The 17314-nt window shown below is 46.3% G+C and carries 17 protein-coding genes; 3 read left to right on the forward strand and 14 right to left on the reverse strand.

Going from position 1 to position 17314, the window contains the following annotated elements; genetic code table 11:
* Positions 1-36 precede the first annotated feature (36 nt).
* The 9 genes from ACZ5V1_RS10160 to ACZ5V1_RS10200 form a co-directional block, all read right to left on the reverse strand.
* Complete coding sequence (locus tag ACZ5V1_RS10160; protein WP_464388742.1) at positions 37-534, reverse strand: HAD family hydrolase; 498 nt, start codon at positions 532-534, stop codon at positions 37-39.
* A gap of 89 nt (positions 535-623) precedes the next feature.
* The gene (locus ACZ5V1_RS10165; protein WP_464388743.1) at positions 624-1133 is read right to left on the reverse strand and encodes a single-stranded DNA-binding protein; all 510 of its coding nucleotides are present in this window, start codon (positions 1131-1133) and stop codon (positions 624-626) included.
* Between the two features lie 36 nt (positions 1134-1169).
* Positions 1170-1517 (reverse strand): hypothetical protein, encoded by a 348-nt coding sequence (locus ACZ5V1_RS10170; RefSeq protein ID WP_464388744.1) that lies wholly within the window; start codon positions 1515-1517, stop codon positions 1170-1172.
* A 2-nt stretch (positions 1518-1519) separates the two neighbouring features.
* Positions 1520-2170, reverse strand: coding sequence for a biotin/lipoyl attachment domain-containing protein (locus ACZ5V1_RS10175; protein ID WP_464388745.1), 651 nt, complete (start codon positions 2168-2170; stop codon positions 1520-1522).
* Positions 2171-2182: 12 nt separating this feature from the next.
* Positions 2183-4444, reverse strand: coding sequence for a carboxyl transferase domain-containing protein (locus ACZ5V1_RS10180; RefSeq protein WP_464388746.1), 2262 nt, complete (start codon positions 4442-4444; stop codon positions 2183-2185).
* Between the two features lie 62 nt (positions 4445-4506).
* A complete protein-coding gene (locus ACZ5V1_RS10185; RefSeq protein ID WP_464388747.1) occupies positions 4507-5925 on the reverse strand; it encodes a biotin carboxylase N-terminal domain-containing protein in 1419 nt (472 codons plus the stop codon).
* Between the two features lie 24 nt (positions 5926-5949).
* A complete protein-coding gene (locus tag ACZ5V1_RS10190) occupies positions 5950-6330 on the reverse strand; it encodes a PilZ domain-containing protein (RefSeq protein WP_160714626.1) in 381 nt (126 codons plus the stop codon).
* 2 nt (positions 6331-6332) lie between these two features.
* Positions 6333-7073, reverse strand: a complete 741-nt coding sequence (locus tag ACZ5V1_RS10195; RefSeq protein ID WP_464388748.1) for an OmpA/MotB family protein — start codon at positions 7071-7073, stop codon at positions 6333-6335.
* Positions 7060-7818: a motility protein A gene (locus tag ACZ5V1_RS10200; RefSeq protein WP_160714630.1), complete on the reverse strand. Its 759-nt coding sequence runs from the start codon at positions 7816-7818 to the stop codon at positions 7060-7062. The genes ACZ5V1_RS10195 and ACZ5V1_RS10200 overlap by 14 nt, the downstream gene beginning before the upstream one ends.
* 121 nt (positions 7819-7939) lie before the next feature.
* On the opposite strand from ACZ5V1_RS10200, the gene ACZ5V1_RS10205 reads away from it, so the two are divergent.
* Positions 7940-8767, forward strand: a complete 828-nt coding sequence (locus ACZ5V1_RS10205) for a purine-nucleoside phosphorylase (protein ID WP_464388749.1) — start codon at positions 7940-7942, stop codon at positions 8765-8767.
* 342 nt (positions 8768-9109) lie between these two features.
* Entirely contained in the window at positions 9110-10957 is a 1848-nt protein-coding gene (typA, locus tag ACZ5V1_RS10210; protein WP_464388750.1) for a translational GTPase TypA, read from the forward strand.
* 162 nt (positions 10958-11119) lie between these two features.
* Here the strand turns inward: typA and ACZ5V1_RS10215 are convergent, their stop codons facing one another.
* Positions 11120-12100, reverse strand: coding sequence for a YheT family hydrolase (locus ACZ5V1_RS10215; RefSeq protein WP_464388751.1), 981 nt, complete (start codon positions 12098-12100; stop codon positions 11120-11122).
* 99 nt (positions 12101-12199) lie between these two features.
* Here ACZ5V1_RS10215 and ACZ5V1_RS10220 point away from each other — a divergent pair, with 99 nt between their 5' ends.
* A complete protein-coding gene (locus ACZ5V1_RS10220) occupies positions 12200-13363 on the forward strand; it encodes a BaiN/RdsA family NAD(P)/FAD-dependent oxidoreductase (RefSeq protein WP_464388752.1) in 1164 nt (387 codons plus the stop codon).
* A 240-nt stretch (positions 13364-13603) separates the two neighbouring features.
* Here the strand turns inward: ACZ5V1_RS10220 and cbiB are convergent, their stop codons facing one another.
* The 4 genes from cbiB to ACZ5V1_RS10240 all read right to left on the reverse strand — a co-directional run bounded on the left by cbiB (position 13604) and on the right by ACZ5V1_RS10240 (position 17314).
* Positions 13604-14542, reverse strand: coding sequence for an adenosylcobinamide-phosphate synthase CbiB (gene cbiB / locus ACZ5V1_RS10225; protein WP_464388753.1), 939 nt, complete (start codon positions 14540-14542; stop codon positions 13604-13606).
* A gap of 6 nt (positions 14543-14548) precedes the next feature.
* Entirely contained in the window at positions 14549-15007 is a 459-nt protein-coding gene (locus tag ACZ5V1_RS10230) for a tRNA (cytidine(34)-2'-O)-methyltransferase (protein WP_464388754.1), read from the reverse strand.
* A 103-nt stretch (positions 15008-15110) separates the two neighbouring features.
* Complete coding sequence (locus ACZ5V1_RS10235; RefSeq protein WP_464388755.1) at positions 15111-16343, reverse strand: OmpP1/FadL family transporter; 1233 nt, start codon at positions 16341-16343, stop codon at positions 15111-15113.
* Positions 16344-16960: 617 nt separating this feature from the next.
* Positions 16961-17314 (reverse strand): hypothetical protein, encoded by a 354-nt coding sequence (locus ACZ5V1_RS10240; RefSeq protein WP_464388756.1) that lies wholly within the window; start codon positions 17312-17314, stop codon positions 16961-16963.

The raw sequence follows: 17314 nt of genomic DNA on the forward strand, positions 1-17314 counted from the left end.
ATCATGAAAATCTCTTCAGCATCTTTCCAGCCTCAATTAGAATCCCAACGAGGCCAGAGCATCATCCAACTCTACGTATGAATGAATAGTGCGCATACGAGCTTTTTCTTTTCGCTCATCACTATGCAGGTTGAACCATATGCCGTTCATCCCCACTTCTGTTGCGCCCCAAATGTCATCCATGTAATTGTCACCTATCATCACAACCCGCTCTGCCGGAAGCTGTAAATCTCTTAAAGCGTATTTCCAAAATTCTGCCCACGGTTTTGGGCGACCTGCTCTGCCATAACTGTAGATCGCTGAAAAACAATCACTTATTCCCAGTGGCTCAAATGCTGTAAGCATCGCATCATCGCTGGATTCAGAAGCATTTGTAGCCAACGCTACACGCCAGCTTTTGCTTGCGTGTTTAACGGCCTCAACAGCCCCGTCCACAGCGGGTACTTTCGACCAACCTTTCTTCTCACCAAGGTAGACTGGCATGCTCTGCATCAGTGTTCCACCCCAGTCAAAAAGCAACGCTCTATCAAACATGATTATCCTTTTTGTATCTTCGTACTATACAAAAAAACCCGAAGGCGAAAAACGCCTTCGGGTAAATATATAGATGGAACAGCGGCGACCTAGAAAGGTACGTCGTCCATTCCACTTGCTTCGGATGGGAATGCCGGACCAAGGTCTTCATTACCGGAATCATACTGCTGCTGTTGTTGCTGCGGCTGGAAATTATTGTTGTTCTGCTGCGGACGCGGAGCGTTATTCTGCTGGTAGGAACGACGTTCGCCGCCGCCCTGCTGCATGGAATCACCCTTGCGATCGAGGAACTGCACTCGCTGTGCTTTAATTTCCGTAGTATAACGGGTCTGACCCTGCTGATCCTGCCACTGGCGAGTCTGAAGTCCGCCCTCAACATACACAAGGCTTCCTTTGCCAAGGTAGTTAGCGCAGTTTTCAGCCACACGCTGGAAGACAACCACGCGGTGCCATTCAGTGCGCTCCTGCTTGTTGCCTTCACGGTCAGTGTAGGATTCGTCTGTCGCTACATTGAAGTTAGCGATAGGCGTACCATTAGCCGCGTAACGCAACTCAGGGTCTGCACCAAGACGACCGATGATCATCACTTTATTCAGCATTATTGGGCTCCTTAAAATTAACTTTATCCACGATTCTTACTCGTTCGGTAAATCTTTTTCAAGGTCTGATAATGCATCTTCTATTTTATCTGTAAGCTGGTTAGCTTTCTGAGGATTCCACTCACTCAATGCCACTTCAAGCTCCTGACGGAGTAAAAAGATCGCATCAAGCGGTTCTTTGGCATACGCCTTCAACTCATCAGACCAATCTGCAAAGCGACATGCATCCACCAGTGTTTCGATCATTTCGACCACACCGCTTTTTGCCATATAGCGTTGCTGCTCTTTAGGAAAAGCCAACTCGAATAAACGAGGCCATTCCTGCTGAACTTCTTCTTCAGAGTACGTAGACGCCCAAACGCGAACCTGCAGAACTTTACCCATGCTTACTCCTGTTCAACCCATTCGGTCTGCACACGGACAACCACGTCTTCAATAAGAGCGAGCTGATCCGGAGGACAAACACCAATAAGAGCTGCACCTGCATCAACGTTTTCATTATGCTGGAAGTAAACGGAGTAAATTGCGCCGTCCGGTCCAGAATAGTTAAGCGGTGCTTCTCGTTTCATACGGGACATAATGAACAGTTCCATACCATCGTGCACAGTGACACTCTGGGAACCGGAACTTTTAATCTTGCTATCAACTTCTGGTGCAAAGTAGTACTTCGCACGCTCAGGAGCTTCAAACAAGTATAATGCTTTTTTAAGAATAATGCTGAGAACTTCATCTTTAGAGAGGAAGTGACGCAGACGCACAAGTTCAGTGCCTGCTTCTACAAATGTGCCTTCAAGCTCAGTGTAGATTTTTTCAACAACACCTTTCTGGGTTGCACGGATTACTTTGTCGTTGCGCTCGCGCTGCAAGGTTGCAAGTGCAGTACCGGGAATTTCGTTCCAAGTACCTGTTGCACCAATTACGCGGTCACCCTCTTTGATAGAACCAAAGGATACTACGCCGGTATGAGGAGCGGTAATAACCAGCTCTTCGTACGGAGAAGCTTTAATCTCTTCAAGAAGTTTGGAAATGTCGAGCATATAAAGCCTCCACTATCTGTAGTAAAGGTTACGGCCACCCATAGTCATAAGCGCCTGAGATAAATTGTGTCGCGCATCACGACGGTCCCAGATACCCTGAATGTGACCACGGCTGAGAGCCTTCTGGGCACGATGGTAATCTGGCGGAATATCCATACCGGTTGTTTCTTTAATTACACCAGGACCCGCAAAACCGATGTTAGAAGAACGGATTGCGAACTGGTAAGGAGAACAACCAAGGAAACTTGCAAGCGGGCCTGCGTATGAGTTGGTATCGTACAGAACGAGGTACAGACCACCAGCGTCGATGTAACGGCGAACAGCCATTGTACAACGAGGCATCTGAATTACGCCGTTAACACCTTCCTGAATACGAATGCCTGCAGTGCCATGAACATAACTGATGAACGGGAAGCGTTTTTTCTTCGCACGTTCGGCAGCCTGAATGAACTTTTCACCTTCTGCAGCACCAACAGTACCACCGCGGAACGGTGCGATAAGGGTAGCAACAACAACTTTTACGTTGTTAATGCGAGCCTCAAAGGTGGTGCAGGAAGATTTAAGACCAGTCTTATTCTTAGCCTGCTCAAGCTTAAGGTCAAAACCTTCAAAGCCGAGCGGGTTAGCAGATTCAACTTCTGTGTTAAACTCAAAGATGGAACCCGGATCAAAGATGTTATGCATGTACCACTGGTATTCCATAGGGAAGTGGTGGCCACAGCTGTTACAAACACCAGCATACTCACCAAAGAGATCAGGAGCCCAAAGGTCCTGACAACCATGAGTGTCTGAGTTTGGACATGTAATAGCACGGTCATCTTTAGCACGTGGAGAAATATAGCTCCACTGGCCTTTGCCCTGATCTTCCTCGTCCCACTGAGAAAGCATAGTAAGCTCTTTCTCTTTGTCGGCTTTGGAGCTGCTGGCAGGAATAGCTTTAGTAAGCTTTTTCCAAGGGCCTTTCACTTTGTCCATCAGAACACGGGCTTCCGCGTCCACTTCTTCCACTGCGTACATCAGTTTTTTCTGATGTGAACGCCACAGATCGTACTTAAAGTAGGAATATGTATCCCAACCTTTTTCTACGAACCATGCTGCCACGCGACGATGAATCGGGCGACGGTCGATGAATGCAGACTTGGAGAGTTTATTAAACTTAGCATGGCGCTTGGCGATAAGACGATTGCGAGCCTTTCTGCTCAAGCTCCAGCGTACATGGATGTTTTCAAGATCAAGATCTTCAATGGATTTACCTTTACGACGACGCAGTGCCATAGCACGGAAAGGAGAAAATCCTTTTACGTTCAGAACAACTTCGTCAGTTGCGCGGATAACTTCCTGACGCAAAGTACGGAAGAAATCGTAATGGTAAGGACGAGCACCAAGTGCCGGTTCCTGAATTTTATGATCAATGTATCCCATGCGCACGTTATCATCAGCAGTAATTTTAAGCTGATGTGCGCATTTTTCAACAAGTTCCGGTCCAGCACGGTTCCCGTCACGAAGACGGCCTTCAATAGCTGCCGCACCTTCAGGGGAAATAACAGAGTAGTACCCGTGTGAGAGCATCAAGCGGCTATCAGCAAGACCGATAGCTTCTGCACCACCGGAGCCGCCTTCGGAGAAGACTGCTACAACTGGTACACTGAGTGCTGCCATTTCATACAGGTTTTTTGCAATCTGCTGTGCTGCGCCAGGTGCTTCTTCAACAGGGAAAGAACCCGGAGTGAAGACAAAAGTATGCACAGGAATGTTCTCGGTTTCTGCAACCTTCATGTAGTGCAACGCTTTTGCGTTACCCCAAGGTTTTACAGAGCCACCGTTACGAAACTCTTCGCCGTGCCCTTTTTCCTGACCGATAACCATAACCGGCTGATGGTAAACACGCTTGCCGCTGCGACGAGTAATGTACGCACGAGCAATCAACATTGACGGGTCAATGCTGTTTTCGTCTTTACCACCGATTTCGGTGTAGTTATCGTATACGTTTTCTAAAATATCACGAAGACAAATACGCTGGGAATGTCGTACAATGCGTACCTTGTCCATCGCGGTAAGTTCGTTTTCAAGATTGCGTTCGACAAAACCAAAAAGATCTTCAAGCGTCGCGAGTGCTGCGAACTTGTCTTCAGTAGACAAGCCGTTCTCGCGCTGAATGAATTCTTCAAGTTTTGACTCAAGCAGACGGATATTTTCCTGCTGCTTATTACCGAAAACGTCTTTGATGTACGTAAGACGCTCGGTTAAATGCTGTGTTCTCTTTTCGGTATCCATATAGTCTCCCCCGCGCCGCTAGGCGGGGTTGATAATGCTTTACTGAGAGTTCCGGCGAGGTGCTAAAACTTAAGAATGATGTCAGTTTTAGTACGCAGGAAATTAACGTTGGACTTGAGTGACTCGCCACCCAGATTGCGGCCTGTGAGACGCAATTCATCCAAGAATTTCTTACCGTTTTTCTTTACCTCAGACAGGTCTTTACCCCAGATAATGGCAAGGGCAAGGTTCGGGTCGAACTCAGTTGGAATGTCATACGCAACGTCCGTAGGAACGTGAGAATGCATTTCAAGCCATTCGTGTTTATCCCAACCAAAACCTTCAATGCAGCCAACCCACGGAGTAAATTTCATCTCCGGGTTTTCTGCAATGAGACGGTACTCAATGCCAACACCTTCGAAGGTGATGTCATCCTGACCATATCCCAGAGGTTCCCCTAAACCTACTCGAATCTGCTCTGCAATAAGGTCAACACCGGCTTTGCCTTTAACGCGGGAAATCATGGCAGACACACCGTTTTCAACCTGAATACGTGTGTTAACTTCCATGAGGAACGGACGACCGTCGCGGGTCACGATCCATTCCCAGGTTCCTACGTTATCATAGCCGACCTTGCGCGCCATAGCGAGGGAGTATTCGGTAATATCGTCCAGAACTTTCTGGGCGTCGAATGTGTAGTTAATGGAGCTTGGGTCAAAACCCGGCGCAATTTCAAGGCGTTTTTGGAGACCAGTTGACTGGATAGAGCAGTTACGTGTGCCAAAATGTACTGGATTTTTACCAGTACGGTCGGACACAACCTGTACTTCCAAGTGGTTGAAGTCTTTGATGCGCTGTTCGATAAGCACACCTTCGTCGCTGAAGTGACGAAGAGAATAACTGCGGATACGACGGTATACGGATTTAAAGAGGTCAATATCATACACCTCTTCAATGCCCATGCCGCCACCACCTGCGGATGCTTTTACGAGTACCATAGGACGTTCAATGCCCTGTTCTTCCTGAAACTCGAAAAGTTGACGAGCAATCTTTTCAGCTTCAAGTTCGTCGTACACTGGGCGGTCAGAGCCCGGTACAGTTGGTACCTGCAAGCTTCGCGCAAGGCGTTTTGTATTAATTTTATCGCCCAGTTCACGGATAAGTCTCCATGAAGGACCGATAAAAATAAGCTTATTTTCACGCTGTGTTACACGGCGCGCAAAACGATAGTCTTCTGCAAAAAAGCCATAGCCCGGATGAATAGCAGTCGCACCTGACTCATCCGCCACAGCCAACAGTTCGTTTGCATCCTGATAGGAAGAAACACGATAGAGGCTTTTTTCGCCTCCATGCTCCTTAGCCATGCGAACATGACCAGAAGCGCTATCTTCTGCAGTGTAAACACAGACAAAACCCAATCCAAGCTTTTGACAAGCCTGCATGATACGGATGGCAATTTCCCCTCGATTCGCCACCAGCACCTTGTGGTTTGTATTCTGCACGTATTACCCTCGATTTTTTGCAGCCTATTCAGCTGCAGATTGTTCTCTTTTCTTAGCGATCATCCGCTTTTGCAGCTCAAGCACAAGCCTATCAAGCCTTGCTTCCTGCCTGCGATCAAGCGTGCGGAAATCGCAGCCAATTATTCCATTATCGAGTATTCTGACCACTCTGCAAGTGAGATCGGAAAGGTAAGCCTTCCCCGCAACAAGAATAGAAACAGAGTACTCAGCGCCCTCTTTTATGGATACTAACTCATTTTTTATCGCGAACCCTGTTACACTGACGTCCAGAATATCGCAAGTCACATTTTGCTCTTCAAAGGTAACCGCAATACCGTAAGCCTTTGCTCTAAAAGCTCTACGACGCTCATTACCCGTTGGCATAGTAAATTCGAGATTACTCATGGCTACTTGCCCACCCGTCTTTCAAAAACAAATTCAACTCTTCTATTCTGCGATCTATTTGCCTCATTAGTATTAGGCATGAGCGGGTCAAGATCACCAAGTCCTGTAGCTGTTAATCGCTGAGACTCGATGCCATGCTCAATATAGTAACGCAGAACATTGACCGCACGCAATGCTGATATTTCCCAGTTGTCCCGATAACGGCTGGAAGCACTCGGTTTCAAATCATCGGTGTACCCTTTGATATTGATAGTCTGAGCTTTGTTCTTCACAAACAACTGACGCATTTCCTCTAACAATTTGTAGCCGTTAGGGCTAACTGTCACCTTGCCGTTTTCAAACATGGCAGCAGATGGAAGTCGCAGTGTAATCACACCTTCATCAAAAACAGAGCCAATCTGCCCTTCCAAACCTTTTTGATTAAGGTAGGTTCGCATATCTGAATACACTTTACGTTGTGCTTCAATTAACTGCTTCTGTAAACGGACGGACTCTAAAATTGCGGTGTCGTCCTGTCGTACAGGTGATGTGAGTAAATTTTCGTTATCGCCGCCGAACACCTGACGAACTGTTAAAAACGAGTCCGTAAATTGTTTCTGGTCAATAACTGACATGGAAAAAAGGAGCACGAAAAAGGCCAGCAACAACGTTACCATATCTGCAAATGTTGTTAGCCAAGTACCTTCATCGGAGTCATCCCCGACATCGTCCACGAATGCATAGTCGTCTCTATCTTCGAACATCTTTTCTGTCCTCTGGAGAGATGAATGAACTCAGTTTTTCATATACTAAGCGAGGGTTGTTGTTTTCCAGAATACACTTGGCGCCTTCAAAAATAATATTGAGCTGAACCTCTTCCTGAAGAGTTCTCGCCTTCAGTTTACCAGCCATAGGCAGGAACAAAAGGTTAGCAAGCAGTGCGCCATAAAATGTTGTGAGCAGCGCAATAGCCATTGCAGGACCGATACTGGAAGGGTCATCCAAATGTGCAAGCATCTGAACCAGACCGATAAGAGTACCGATCATTCCGAACGCCGGAGCTACTGCGCCGAGTCTGTTGAAAACAGCAATCGCAATATTCTGCCTACGCTTCATGGACAGAATTTCAATTTTTAATGTGTCATGGATAATATCTGGATCAGCATTATCTGCAATAAGCTGACATGCTTTTTTTAACAACGGGCTTTCGGTTTTAATATTTTCCAGAGCAACCAAACCTTCACGACGGCTGATTTCTGCAATACGAACCATTGTATTAACAACTTCTGGAATCTTAGTACGGCGGGAAGCAAAAACCTTTACAACGCTTGCAACAGCAAACGCTACTTCCTCTAAAGGAAACGTTACAAAAATAGCGGCACCGGAACCACCAAAAACAATCATAGCACCCGGTACGTTAATAAAATCGCCAACACTCCCCCCCATAAAAATGGCGCCAGCAACAAGAGCAAAACCAACAACGACCCCGAGAAGAGTTGCAATATCCATATATTAAACCTATGTAACAGGCGGGTTCGTATAATTTATCACAACATGTGACTGCATCATGCTCCGTCAAACCCATTACGGGGCATGTTTCCCTACAATCTATCAATAGGTATAGCAGGTTATGCAAAGTTTGAATAAAGTACATAACGCCGTACAGTCAATCAAAGAGCTTGCAAAAAACGATCTTTCTCCAAAAATCGGCATTGCACTCGGCACTGGCCTTGGTGATTTTGTAAACGCGGTTACTGTAACCGAGACCATTTCTTACAACGACATCATCGATTTTCCACATTCAACAGTGGAATCACATGCAGGACAGTTTGTTTTCGGCACCATTGCCGATGTTCCTGTAGTAATCCAACAGGGAAGAAATCACCTTTACGAAGGTTACTCTCCTGCTGAAGTAAGCATGGGTGTCCGCGTAATGGCCACGCTTGGCATTGATACGTATATTGCTACCAACGCCGCAGGCTGCCTTGTCCCCCAGTGGGATGCAGGCACTCTTATGGCAATTACCGACCATATAAACTTTACAGGTCGCACACCTCTTTCCGGATGCAATGTCGACGACTGGGGTCCGCGTTTTCCTGACATGAGTCAGGCATACGATCCTCAGCTCATCAACTGCGCAATGGAAGAAGCAGCCAGACTCGGCATCCGGCTCGAGCGCGGAATTTATGCAGGCGTACATGGCCCGCAGATGGAAACACCTGCTGAAACCCGTATGTACAAGCGCCTTGGCGCTGATGCTGTTGGCATGTCTACCGTTATGGAAGTCATTGCCGCGCGCCATTGCGGATTAAAAGTTCTTGGTGTGTCCTGCCTGACAAACAAAAACCTTCCCGACTGCATGACAGATGTTCCACTTGATGAAATTATCCGGACAGCAAACAAAGCCGGTGCCAACCTCTCTGCCCTGCTGCAGGCAATTATCACCAAACAGTGCTGACACTTGTTATCCCCACCCTGAAAATTTTCGATAACACAATGTGCACAGGAAACATCTAAGTCTTCACTGCCCTTATCGGAACATTGACGATTTTCATTAGATTGATGTCTTTGAGATACAAAAACACCGTGAGTTTTCTTTTAAAAGAAAGCCCGCGGTGTTCTATTTATCATGCCTTTAACCGTCTTGCGTGCTACATTGCCTGCAAAACACTCACCTGAGAGCTTGCCCTTTCTCGCGCTTAGGTATATGCCACCGACACAACGCATAACCGCGAAAGTTTACCCTGCCGCCACAAGCAGCAGCAACGAAAGAACTTTTGCATTTTATAAGGAATTATTTGTGACTCAGACTATTCATAACGATGCAATTCGTAACGTTGCGATTATCGCGCACGTTGACCACGGTAAAACAACTCTTGTTGATGCTATGTTTAAACAGGGCGGCATCTTCCGCGCCAACCAGGAAGTTGATGACCGTGTAATGGACAGCATGGACCTCGAACGTGAACGTGGTATTACCATTGCAGCGAAAAACTGTGCTGTTTCTTGGCAGGGAACAAAAATTAACATCATCGACACCCCAGGTCACGCCGACTTCGGTGGTGAAGTTGAACGCTCCCTCACAATGGCTGATGGTGCTATTCTGCTCGTTGACGCATCCGAAGGCCCACTTCCTCAGACTCGTTTCGTACTCAAGAAAACTCTTGAAGCCGGTCTTAAAGTTATTGTTGTTATCAACAAAATTGACCGTCCTGATGCACGTATTGATGAAGTGCTTGACGAAGTATACGACCTGTTCATCGACCTCGAAGCAACCGACAAGCAGCTTGAATTCCCTGTTATGTACGCAGTTGGTCGTGACGGCGTTGCTATGAATTCTCCTGAAGAAGAACAGAAAGACCTTACACCACTCTTCGAAGTTATCCTTTCTGAAGTTCCTGGTCCTGTATACGACCCAGAACAGCCTTTCCAGATGCTCGTAGCTGACCTTTCCTACTCAGACTACCTTGGTCGTCTCGCAATCGGCCGTGTATTCCACGGTACTATTCACAACAACGACCAGCTTGCTTGCATCGGCATTGACGATGAGCCTCGCGGCCTTCGCGTTTCCAAAATTCAGACCTACCAGGGTTTGAAACTTGCTGAAGCTTCCGAAGCAACTCCTGGTGACATCGTAGTTATTTCCGGTATCGACAATGTAAACATTGGCGACACCATTTGTACTAAAGAAGCACCAAAAGCATTGACACGCATCAACGTTGACGAACCAACCGTTTCCATGCGTTTCAGCATTAACTCTTCCCCGCTTGCAGGTACTGAAGGTAAACACGTTCAGTCCAGCAGAATCCGCGAACGTCTTACACGTGAGACCATGCTTAACGTAGCAATCCGCGTTGAAGACAGTGAAGAGCGCGACAGCTTCATCGTTAAAGGCCGTGGTGAATTCCAGATGGCTATTCTCGTTGAACAGATGCGTCGTGAAGGCTTCGAACTGACTATCGGTCGTCCTGAAGTTATCTTCAAAGAAGTTGACGGCGTGCTTTCCGAACCTATGGAAAAACTGTTCATCGATTGTGATGACGTATTCATGGGCGTTGTGACTGAAAAACTTTCAGCACGTAAAGGCCGTATGACCAACCTCGTGAACAACGGCACCGGCCGTGTTCGTATGGAATTCACTATTCCTTCCCGTGGCCTCATCGGTTACCGTGATGAGTTCCTCACCGATACCAAGGGTACCGGCATCATGAACTCACTCTTCGACGGTTACGAAGGTTACCGTGGCGAGTTCCCAACCCGTCACACAGGTTCCCTCGTTTGTGACCGCTCCGGCCAGTCCGTTGCCTACGCTCTCTTCAACTTAGAGCCACGCGGCGAAATCTTCATCGATGCAGGCTTACCTGTATACGAAGGTATGGTTATCGGCGAACACAACCGTGACAACGACCTCGACATCAACCCTTGTAAGGGTAAAAAGCTCACCAACGTTCGTGCTTCCGGTAAAGATGACGCAGTTACTCTTACCCCGGTACGTCCAATGACCCTCGAGCGCGCTATCCACTTCATTACTGAAGATGAGTGTGTTGAAGTTACTCCAGAATCTATCCGTCTGCGTAAAAACATTCTTTCTGGACAGAACCGTCACCGCCTTGCAGGTCGTAAAAAGAAAGCAGCAGAAACCAAATAATATTTCTGCATAAGAGTAGCGTTGCGTACTAATAGCGCACCTGTTCATCTTTCTTAGAAAGAAAAAATAGCCGCGAAGTTATCTGTGTTTCAGATTACTTCGCGGCTTTCTTTTTTTATAAACGTAACAGTCCCTAAAGACGTACTTCTGCTTACATCAATATTACCCCATGACCTGCCCTATAAACTCCACAGCGCGAATTTCTGACCAGTAGTAATCATCATCAGCTAACCGGACAAAACCGATATGTCCGCCATCAGCCGGAGTTTCTAGATACAGATACTTACTGCGGTGTGCGTACCCTGTCGGGTAACAGGTAGGCCATAAAAACGGATCATTTCGGGCACTAATCATCAATGTTGGTACTCTAACTCTATCCAAGAACTGAACACTGGAACTCTTCTCCCAATATTCAAGAGCGTCCTTGAATCCGTACCACGGAGCAGTGTATTCTTCGTCAAAATCTTTAAATGTTTTCAAGTCATTCAAGTTCGCTATATTCACCAAATCTGGAAACGCATCATGCTTCTGTACAATTTTATCTTTTAGCGTGCGCATAAAATTTTTCAAGTAAATAGCATTTGAAGGCTTATCCATAGCCTTTGCCGCCCCCACAAGATCGCACGGTACAGAAAAGACTACAGCAGCCTGAACGCAGGGATGTACAAACGTTGCGGGATCACCCAAATATTTCAAAATTTGGTTCCCCCCCATGCTGAAGCCCACAAGGACTATTTCCTCGTACCCTTTCCTTGCACAAAAGCTTACAACAGAATGCAAGTCTTCGGTCGAACCGCTGTGATACATGTGGAGCTTTCTGTTAGGTGCACCGCTACACCCTCTAAAGTTCCACGCGGCAGCATCCCACCCTGCCCGTATAAGCGCTCTAACCATCCCTTTCACATACGAACGCTTCGAGTTGCCTTCCAGGCCATGAGAGACCACGACAAGCCGCTTCTTAGGGGCACCAGGGTTTGCATAGTGAAAGTCTACATCTAAAAAATCATTATCAGGCGTTGTTATTCGTTGAACAGTACAAGCAGGCAAATCCAATGCTCTGAACAGTGCAGGATATAGCGTTTGTGCATGACCACCCGGTAGAAAAAACGGAGCCGGATACAGTGTGTTTTCATAAATCGGCATAGTGCTCACCTCAGAGGATAACGTGACAATTACACCATAACAGTATACGTCCCTTTGGCTTCATGTAAGCAGTAACGACACATATTTTCAGGAGCACGCATGAATCAACATGACGTTATTATCTTAGGCGCAGGCGCTTCAGGCCTCTGGGCTGCACTCACAGCTGCCAAAAGAGGCCGCAAAGTTCTGGTCGTTGACCATGCTCGCAAAGCCGGACGCAAGATCCTGGTTGCTGGTGGTGGCAAATGTAACTTTACAAATATAGACTTAAGTCCAGCGAACTACCATTGTAAAAATGCTCACTTTTGTAAATCTGCTCTTGCACGCTTTACTCCCTGGCACATGGTTGAATATCTGTCTCTTCATGATATCCCTTGGGAAGAGCGCGAACACAGCCAGCTTTTCTGCACCCACAGTGCTGCAGATGTTACAGAGGCACTTTACAACGATTGCCTTGAACATAATGTACGCTTTCTTTTTTCCGAAAAAATCACAGATGTGCAGAAAAAAGGTGAACTATTTGACGTAGGGTTAACAGACTCGCAACATTTTGCCCCATCACTTATAGTTGCCCTTGGCGGCAGCGCATGGCCACAAGCGGGAGCAACTGATGCAGGGTACAAACTTGCCCGACAGTTCGGTCATAAAATCATCCCTACTTTTCCTGCGTTGGTACCGCTCATGATGCCTTCCAACTGGAAGCTCAAAAATTTATCCGGTATTGCGCTACCAGTGACCATTAGGTGCAACAACAAGCAATTCACAGAAAACATGCTCTTCACCCATAAAGGAATTAGTGGACCTGTTGTTCTGCAAATCTCTGCGCATTGGAAGAAAGGGGATGCTATCGAAATCGACCTGCTTCCTTCTGCATCTCTTACTGACATTCTCGATGAAGCAGGCTCCAAGCCGTTATTAAAAAACGTGTTGAGCCGAAAATTTCCAGAACGTCTTGCTGCTGCTCTTATTCCTAAAGAGCTTCGTGAAAAACAAATTGCGCAGCTTAGTAAAAAGGATATGCAGGTTCTGCATTCCAGCATTCATGCATTTACAGTTACACCGACTGGTACTGAAGGTATGAAAAAAGCTGAAGCCACAGGCGGCGGCGTTGATACAGGCTCCGTTTCATCAAAAACCATGGAAAGCAAACTCTGCTCCGGTCTGTATTTAACAGGTGAGGTTCTTGATGTTCTCGGTGATCTTGGCGGATTCAATCTGCACTGGGCATGGGCTTCCGGCAATGCTGCCGGAGAGGTTGTTTAGCTCAAAGTTATTACTCAGCATTTATTTCATATAAAAAAAGACTGCCCATATTTTGGGCAGCCTTTTTTTATTGATAACAAACAATTATCCACTACGAGGAAAGTTTCACTTTAGAATCACTTATTTCCGTTCGGCTCACTCATTCGCCTACAGTTAATTAAGTCTTCCGCAAAAAACATCGACTTTACTCTCGAATCAAGGGAAAAACGGTAGCCATTTTTTCTTCGTTAATACAAGTTGTTAAAAAACTAAACGCAGTAATGAAACCGCAAGCCAAAGCAGTCCGCAGCCAAAAATTGCTGCGAGACGGATGTGTTTAATCAACTGGATCAAAGTGGCTTTATCCCAAGCTTCATCACCGACACCCAGCACTGGCTTTTCTTTTACTTTTCCAAAGTACACGGCACTGCCGCCCATTGGTCTACCGTAAAGATGTGCAGCCATCGCCATTGGCCAACCAGCATTCGGGCTTTCCATTTTAGCTGCGTCACGTGCAACGCCATCCCACACGCCTCTTCCTGAACCAAGCCCTGCAAGGTTTGCAGTACACTGAAGAAACATTGCAGAAAAGCGTGCCGGTAAATATGCAAGCAGGTCATCAAATTTAGCCCCTGCCCATCCAAGGTCTATCCATTTCTCGTTCTTATATCCCCACATGGAATCCATTGTGGAGGTAGCCTTGTACAGCCACAGCCCAACCGGACCAGATAGCACGAGCCAGAAAAATGGTGCGATGATACCATCGTTGAAATTTTCAGAAAGCGTTTCCGCGAGGGTTTTATACAACTCTTCTTCAGTGGATTCCGCCACATCTCGACTGACCAGCATAGAAACGGCCTTACGACCTTCATCAAGAGAGCCTGATGCAACTGCCTGCACAGCTTTGGTGCCTTCACTCAGCAAGCTGCCAAGAGCAAGGCCAGACCATGCAAAGTACAGTGCAAAAATCCATCCCACATATGGAATACCTATACAGGTAGTTACTACAACAAAAACCATGAGCAACAGAATCAGCAACGATAATACACCGCCAAACCTGTTAGGGAAATTTTTACGAGCTGTTTTTTCCAACTTATCCAATAATTTTCCAATCAATTGTACCGGATGTGGGAAAAAACTCGGGTCAGCAAAGATTGCATCAATGACAAACGCAGCTAGTGGTATCCAGAAGAGTTCCATATACACCTACTTTCCGTTTAAAACTCCAGTTGCAGCAAACGCCTGATACAGGACAATGCCTACAGCTGTTGAAAGGTTAAGACTACGCACCGCGCCCCACATTGGAATGCGGACATGATCTTCATATCTGTCCATCAAGCCATCGGGGAGTCCTCGAGTTTCTGGTCCGAACACTAACGCATCATTCACATTATACGCAACCTCATGTACGGCAACACCCCGTTTAGAACTTGCCATAACATGCCGATGCTTATGCCCTACACTTTCGATGTATGCTTCCCAGTTGGGCCATACAGAAACGGAAACATGCGGCCAATAGTCCAATCCAGCACGTTTCAAATATTTATCTTCAAGACTAAAACCAAGCGGTTCAATCAAATGCAGATCTGTAGCAGTTGCTGCACATAATCTGGCAATGTTGCCAGTATTCGGCGGAATTTCCGGTTCAAACAATACAACATGCATATTTATTACCCCTTTATAAAAACAAAACCGGCTCAGGAATTACCCCGAGCCGGTCATCATTGCAACTATAGATAGCGAACAGTAACTATCAGGTTATCGCAATTTAGAATGCGTAACCAACGGTGATTGCGCCAATGTGAGTTACACCATTTTTGGACTTGCCGTCAGAAACAGCAGGAGCCTCAGAGTCGTCGTAATCAACGCTCTCTGCAATAATGTAAGTATATGCGAGATCAATAGTCCAGTTATCAATGTTGTAACCAACACCTGCACTGAGGAGATGGCGATCAGCAGCTGGAATCATGTAATCTACATACTTTGCATTTTCTGGAGCTTCATCATATGCATAGCTTCCACGAATAGTCCAAGTTTCGTTGATGTCATATTCAGCGCCAAGGCTAACACGCCATACATCATCCCAATCTTTTGGCTGTGCAAGTGGCTTCTCACCAACGGGAGTATCTAGAGTAAGATCAAAATTTCTGTAGGTAGACCAACGGGTGTGCACAGCAGCTAATTCAATGCTCAGCTCTTGAATCGGGTAGTATGTAATACCAAAGCTAATCATGTCTGGAAGCACAATTGAGGTCTTGGTATCGTACTCACCATCTGGTAAGTAACCTGGGGTTGGAGTAGATCCAGAGATATCAGTATCTCCAGTAGCATCAATTTTAGCCTGACTATGATAGCCTACGCCAAAACGCCAGTTATCTAATTTATAATGAAGGCCAGCTGTCATCGCAACGCCATCACCGCTACCAGTAAGTTTGGACCTGCCGCCAGTTGGGTATGCTTTCTTAATAGCTACATCAACATATACATATTCAAGACCAACTGCAGCTGAAAGCCGATCGGTAATTTTATACGCAACGTTTGGGTTCAAAGAAATAGTTTGTATTTTCGCATCATAAACGTTGAAACGCCCAGCCCAGTCATCATCAAAGCCAAAGCCAAGACCAAATCGTGAGAACTCACCAAAACCAATAGCCCATTTGTCATTGATTTTGTGTGTGATGTAAAAATGCGGAATAGCAAAGAGAGCAGGATTGCTTTCTCCGGTTGAACTTACACCTGTAGTGGGGTCTATCGCTTCAACCTCAGCATATGGAGACGCAAGAGAAGCACCAATAGCAATTTGGGTACCTTCCAACTGCGTAATACCTGCTGGGTTATATGCAACCGCAGATGGGTCATCCGCACGACCAACAAGAGTACCACCGAGGGCGTTGCCTCGAGCACTCCATTCATACAATGCAAAACCCGCAGCAGAAGCTGAAGTGGCAACAGCTAACAGCAATACACAAGACGCAACAATAGACAGGAAATGTCGCTTCATTATTTTCCCCTCGAATTCATTGTTAGCATGCCTGTAAGTGCCTGTTCAGCGCACTGTTCAATATTTTCAAATAACTATGAAAAGTGAACAGTGTTTCCCCTCAAGACATGCAAAAGAGCAAGTAGCAAGGCCCCTCTGCCATTACTGCCACCCACTCAAAAAAGTAAATTACACGGTCTATAATAGCAACACTTACACTTGGCAACGCTTTTTACATTTTTCTACCATCTAAGTATGCATTTTCAATAATGATTGCACAATCAATTAGGCTAGTTACACCGTGCCTTCCCGACATACCCACTTCACAAAGTCCTTCTATCAAAACACTGGGTTACGCATAAAAAAAGGCGGGGAATGTATCCCCACCATAATAGCGTTTGTAGTGAATATTCGATCTTTACCGAGGGTACCGATAAAGTTGATTTAAACAGATTGAGGCAAACTTGTGCAGGGCAAGGCGCAAAAAAAAGTCAGGGTGAAGCATAGTTAGACCTATGTGAGCATCTGATTCTTTTAAAGTAACGCCAGTCAACCGTTGGCAAGCCTTTAAGTCCCACAGTAAAAAGTGCCCGCATGGGCGCAGTTATGTGCAGGTTTGTCAGCAATCTGTACCCTTTCTACTTCCCCCGAATAAGTACCACTTCTTTACGCAGCACACACCATACAGGACGCTCTCCGTCAGTTAATATAGGCCGTCCCTTAGGGTTGGCGATATTACACCGACGCTTGGCATTCTGAAAAAAGAACGGACAGTCTTCACATTCATCAACGGCTATAGCCGGTAAGCCGGTATTATTTGCGGCAGACTCTGTAACTCGTAATGTTGAGCTACTTACAGGACACCAATCCGGCTTTGTAGATTCAGGATCTACATCCACCGGCTTTAACTCTGGGAAACGCCCGCTACAGTTGCCGCCATGATCTGAAAGATAAAACGGACACGCAGTACAGGCAGATACAACATAAATCAT

The sequence above is a fragment of the Halodesulfovibrio oceani subsp. galateae genome, assembly GCF_055397225.1.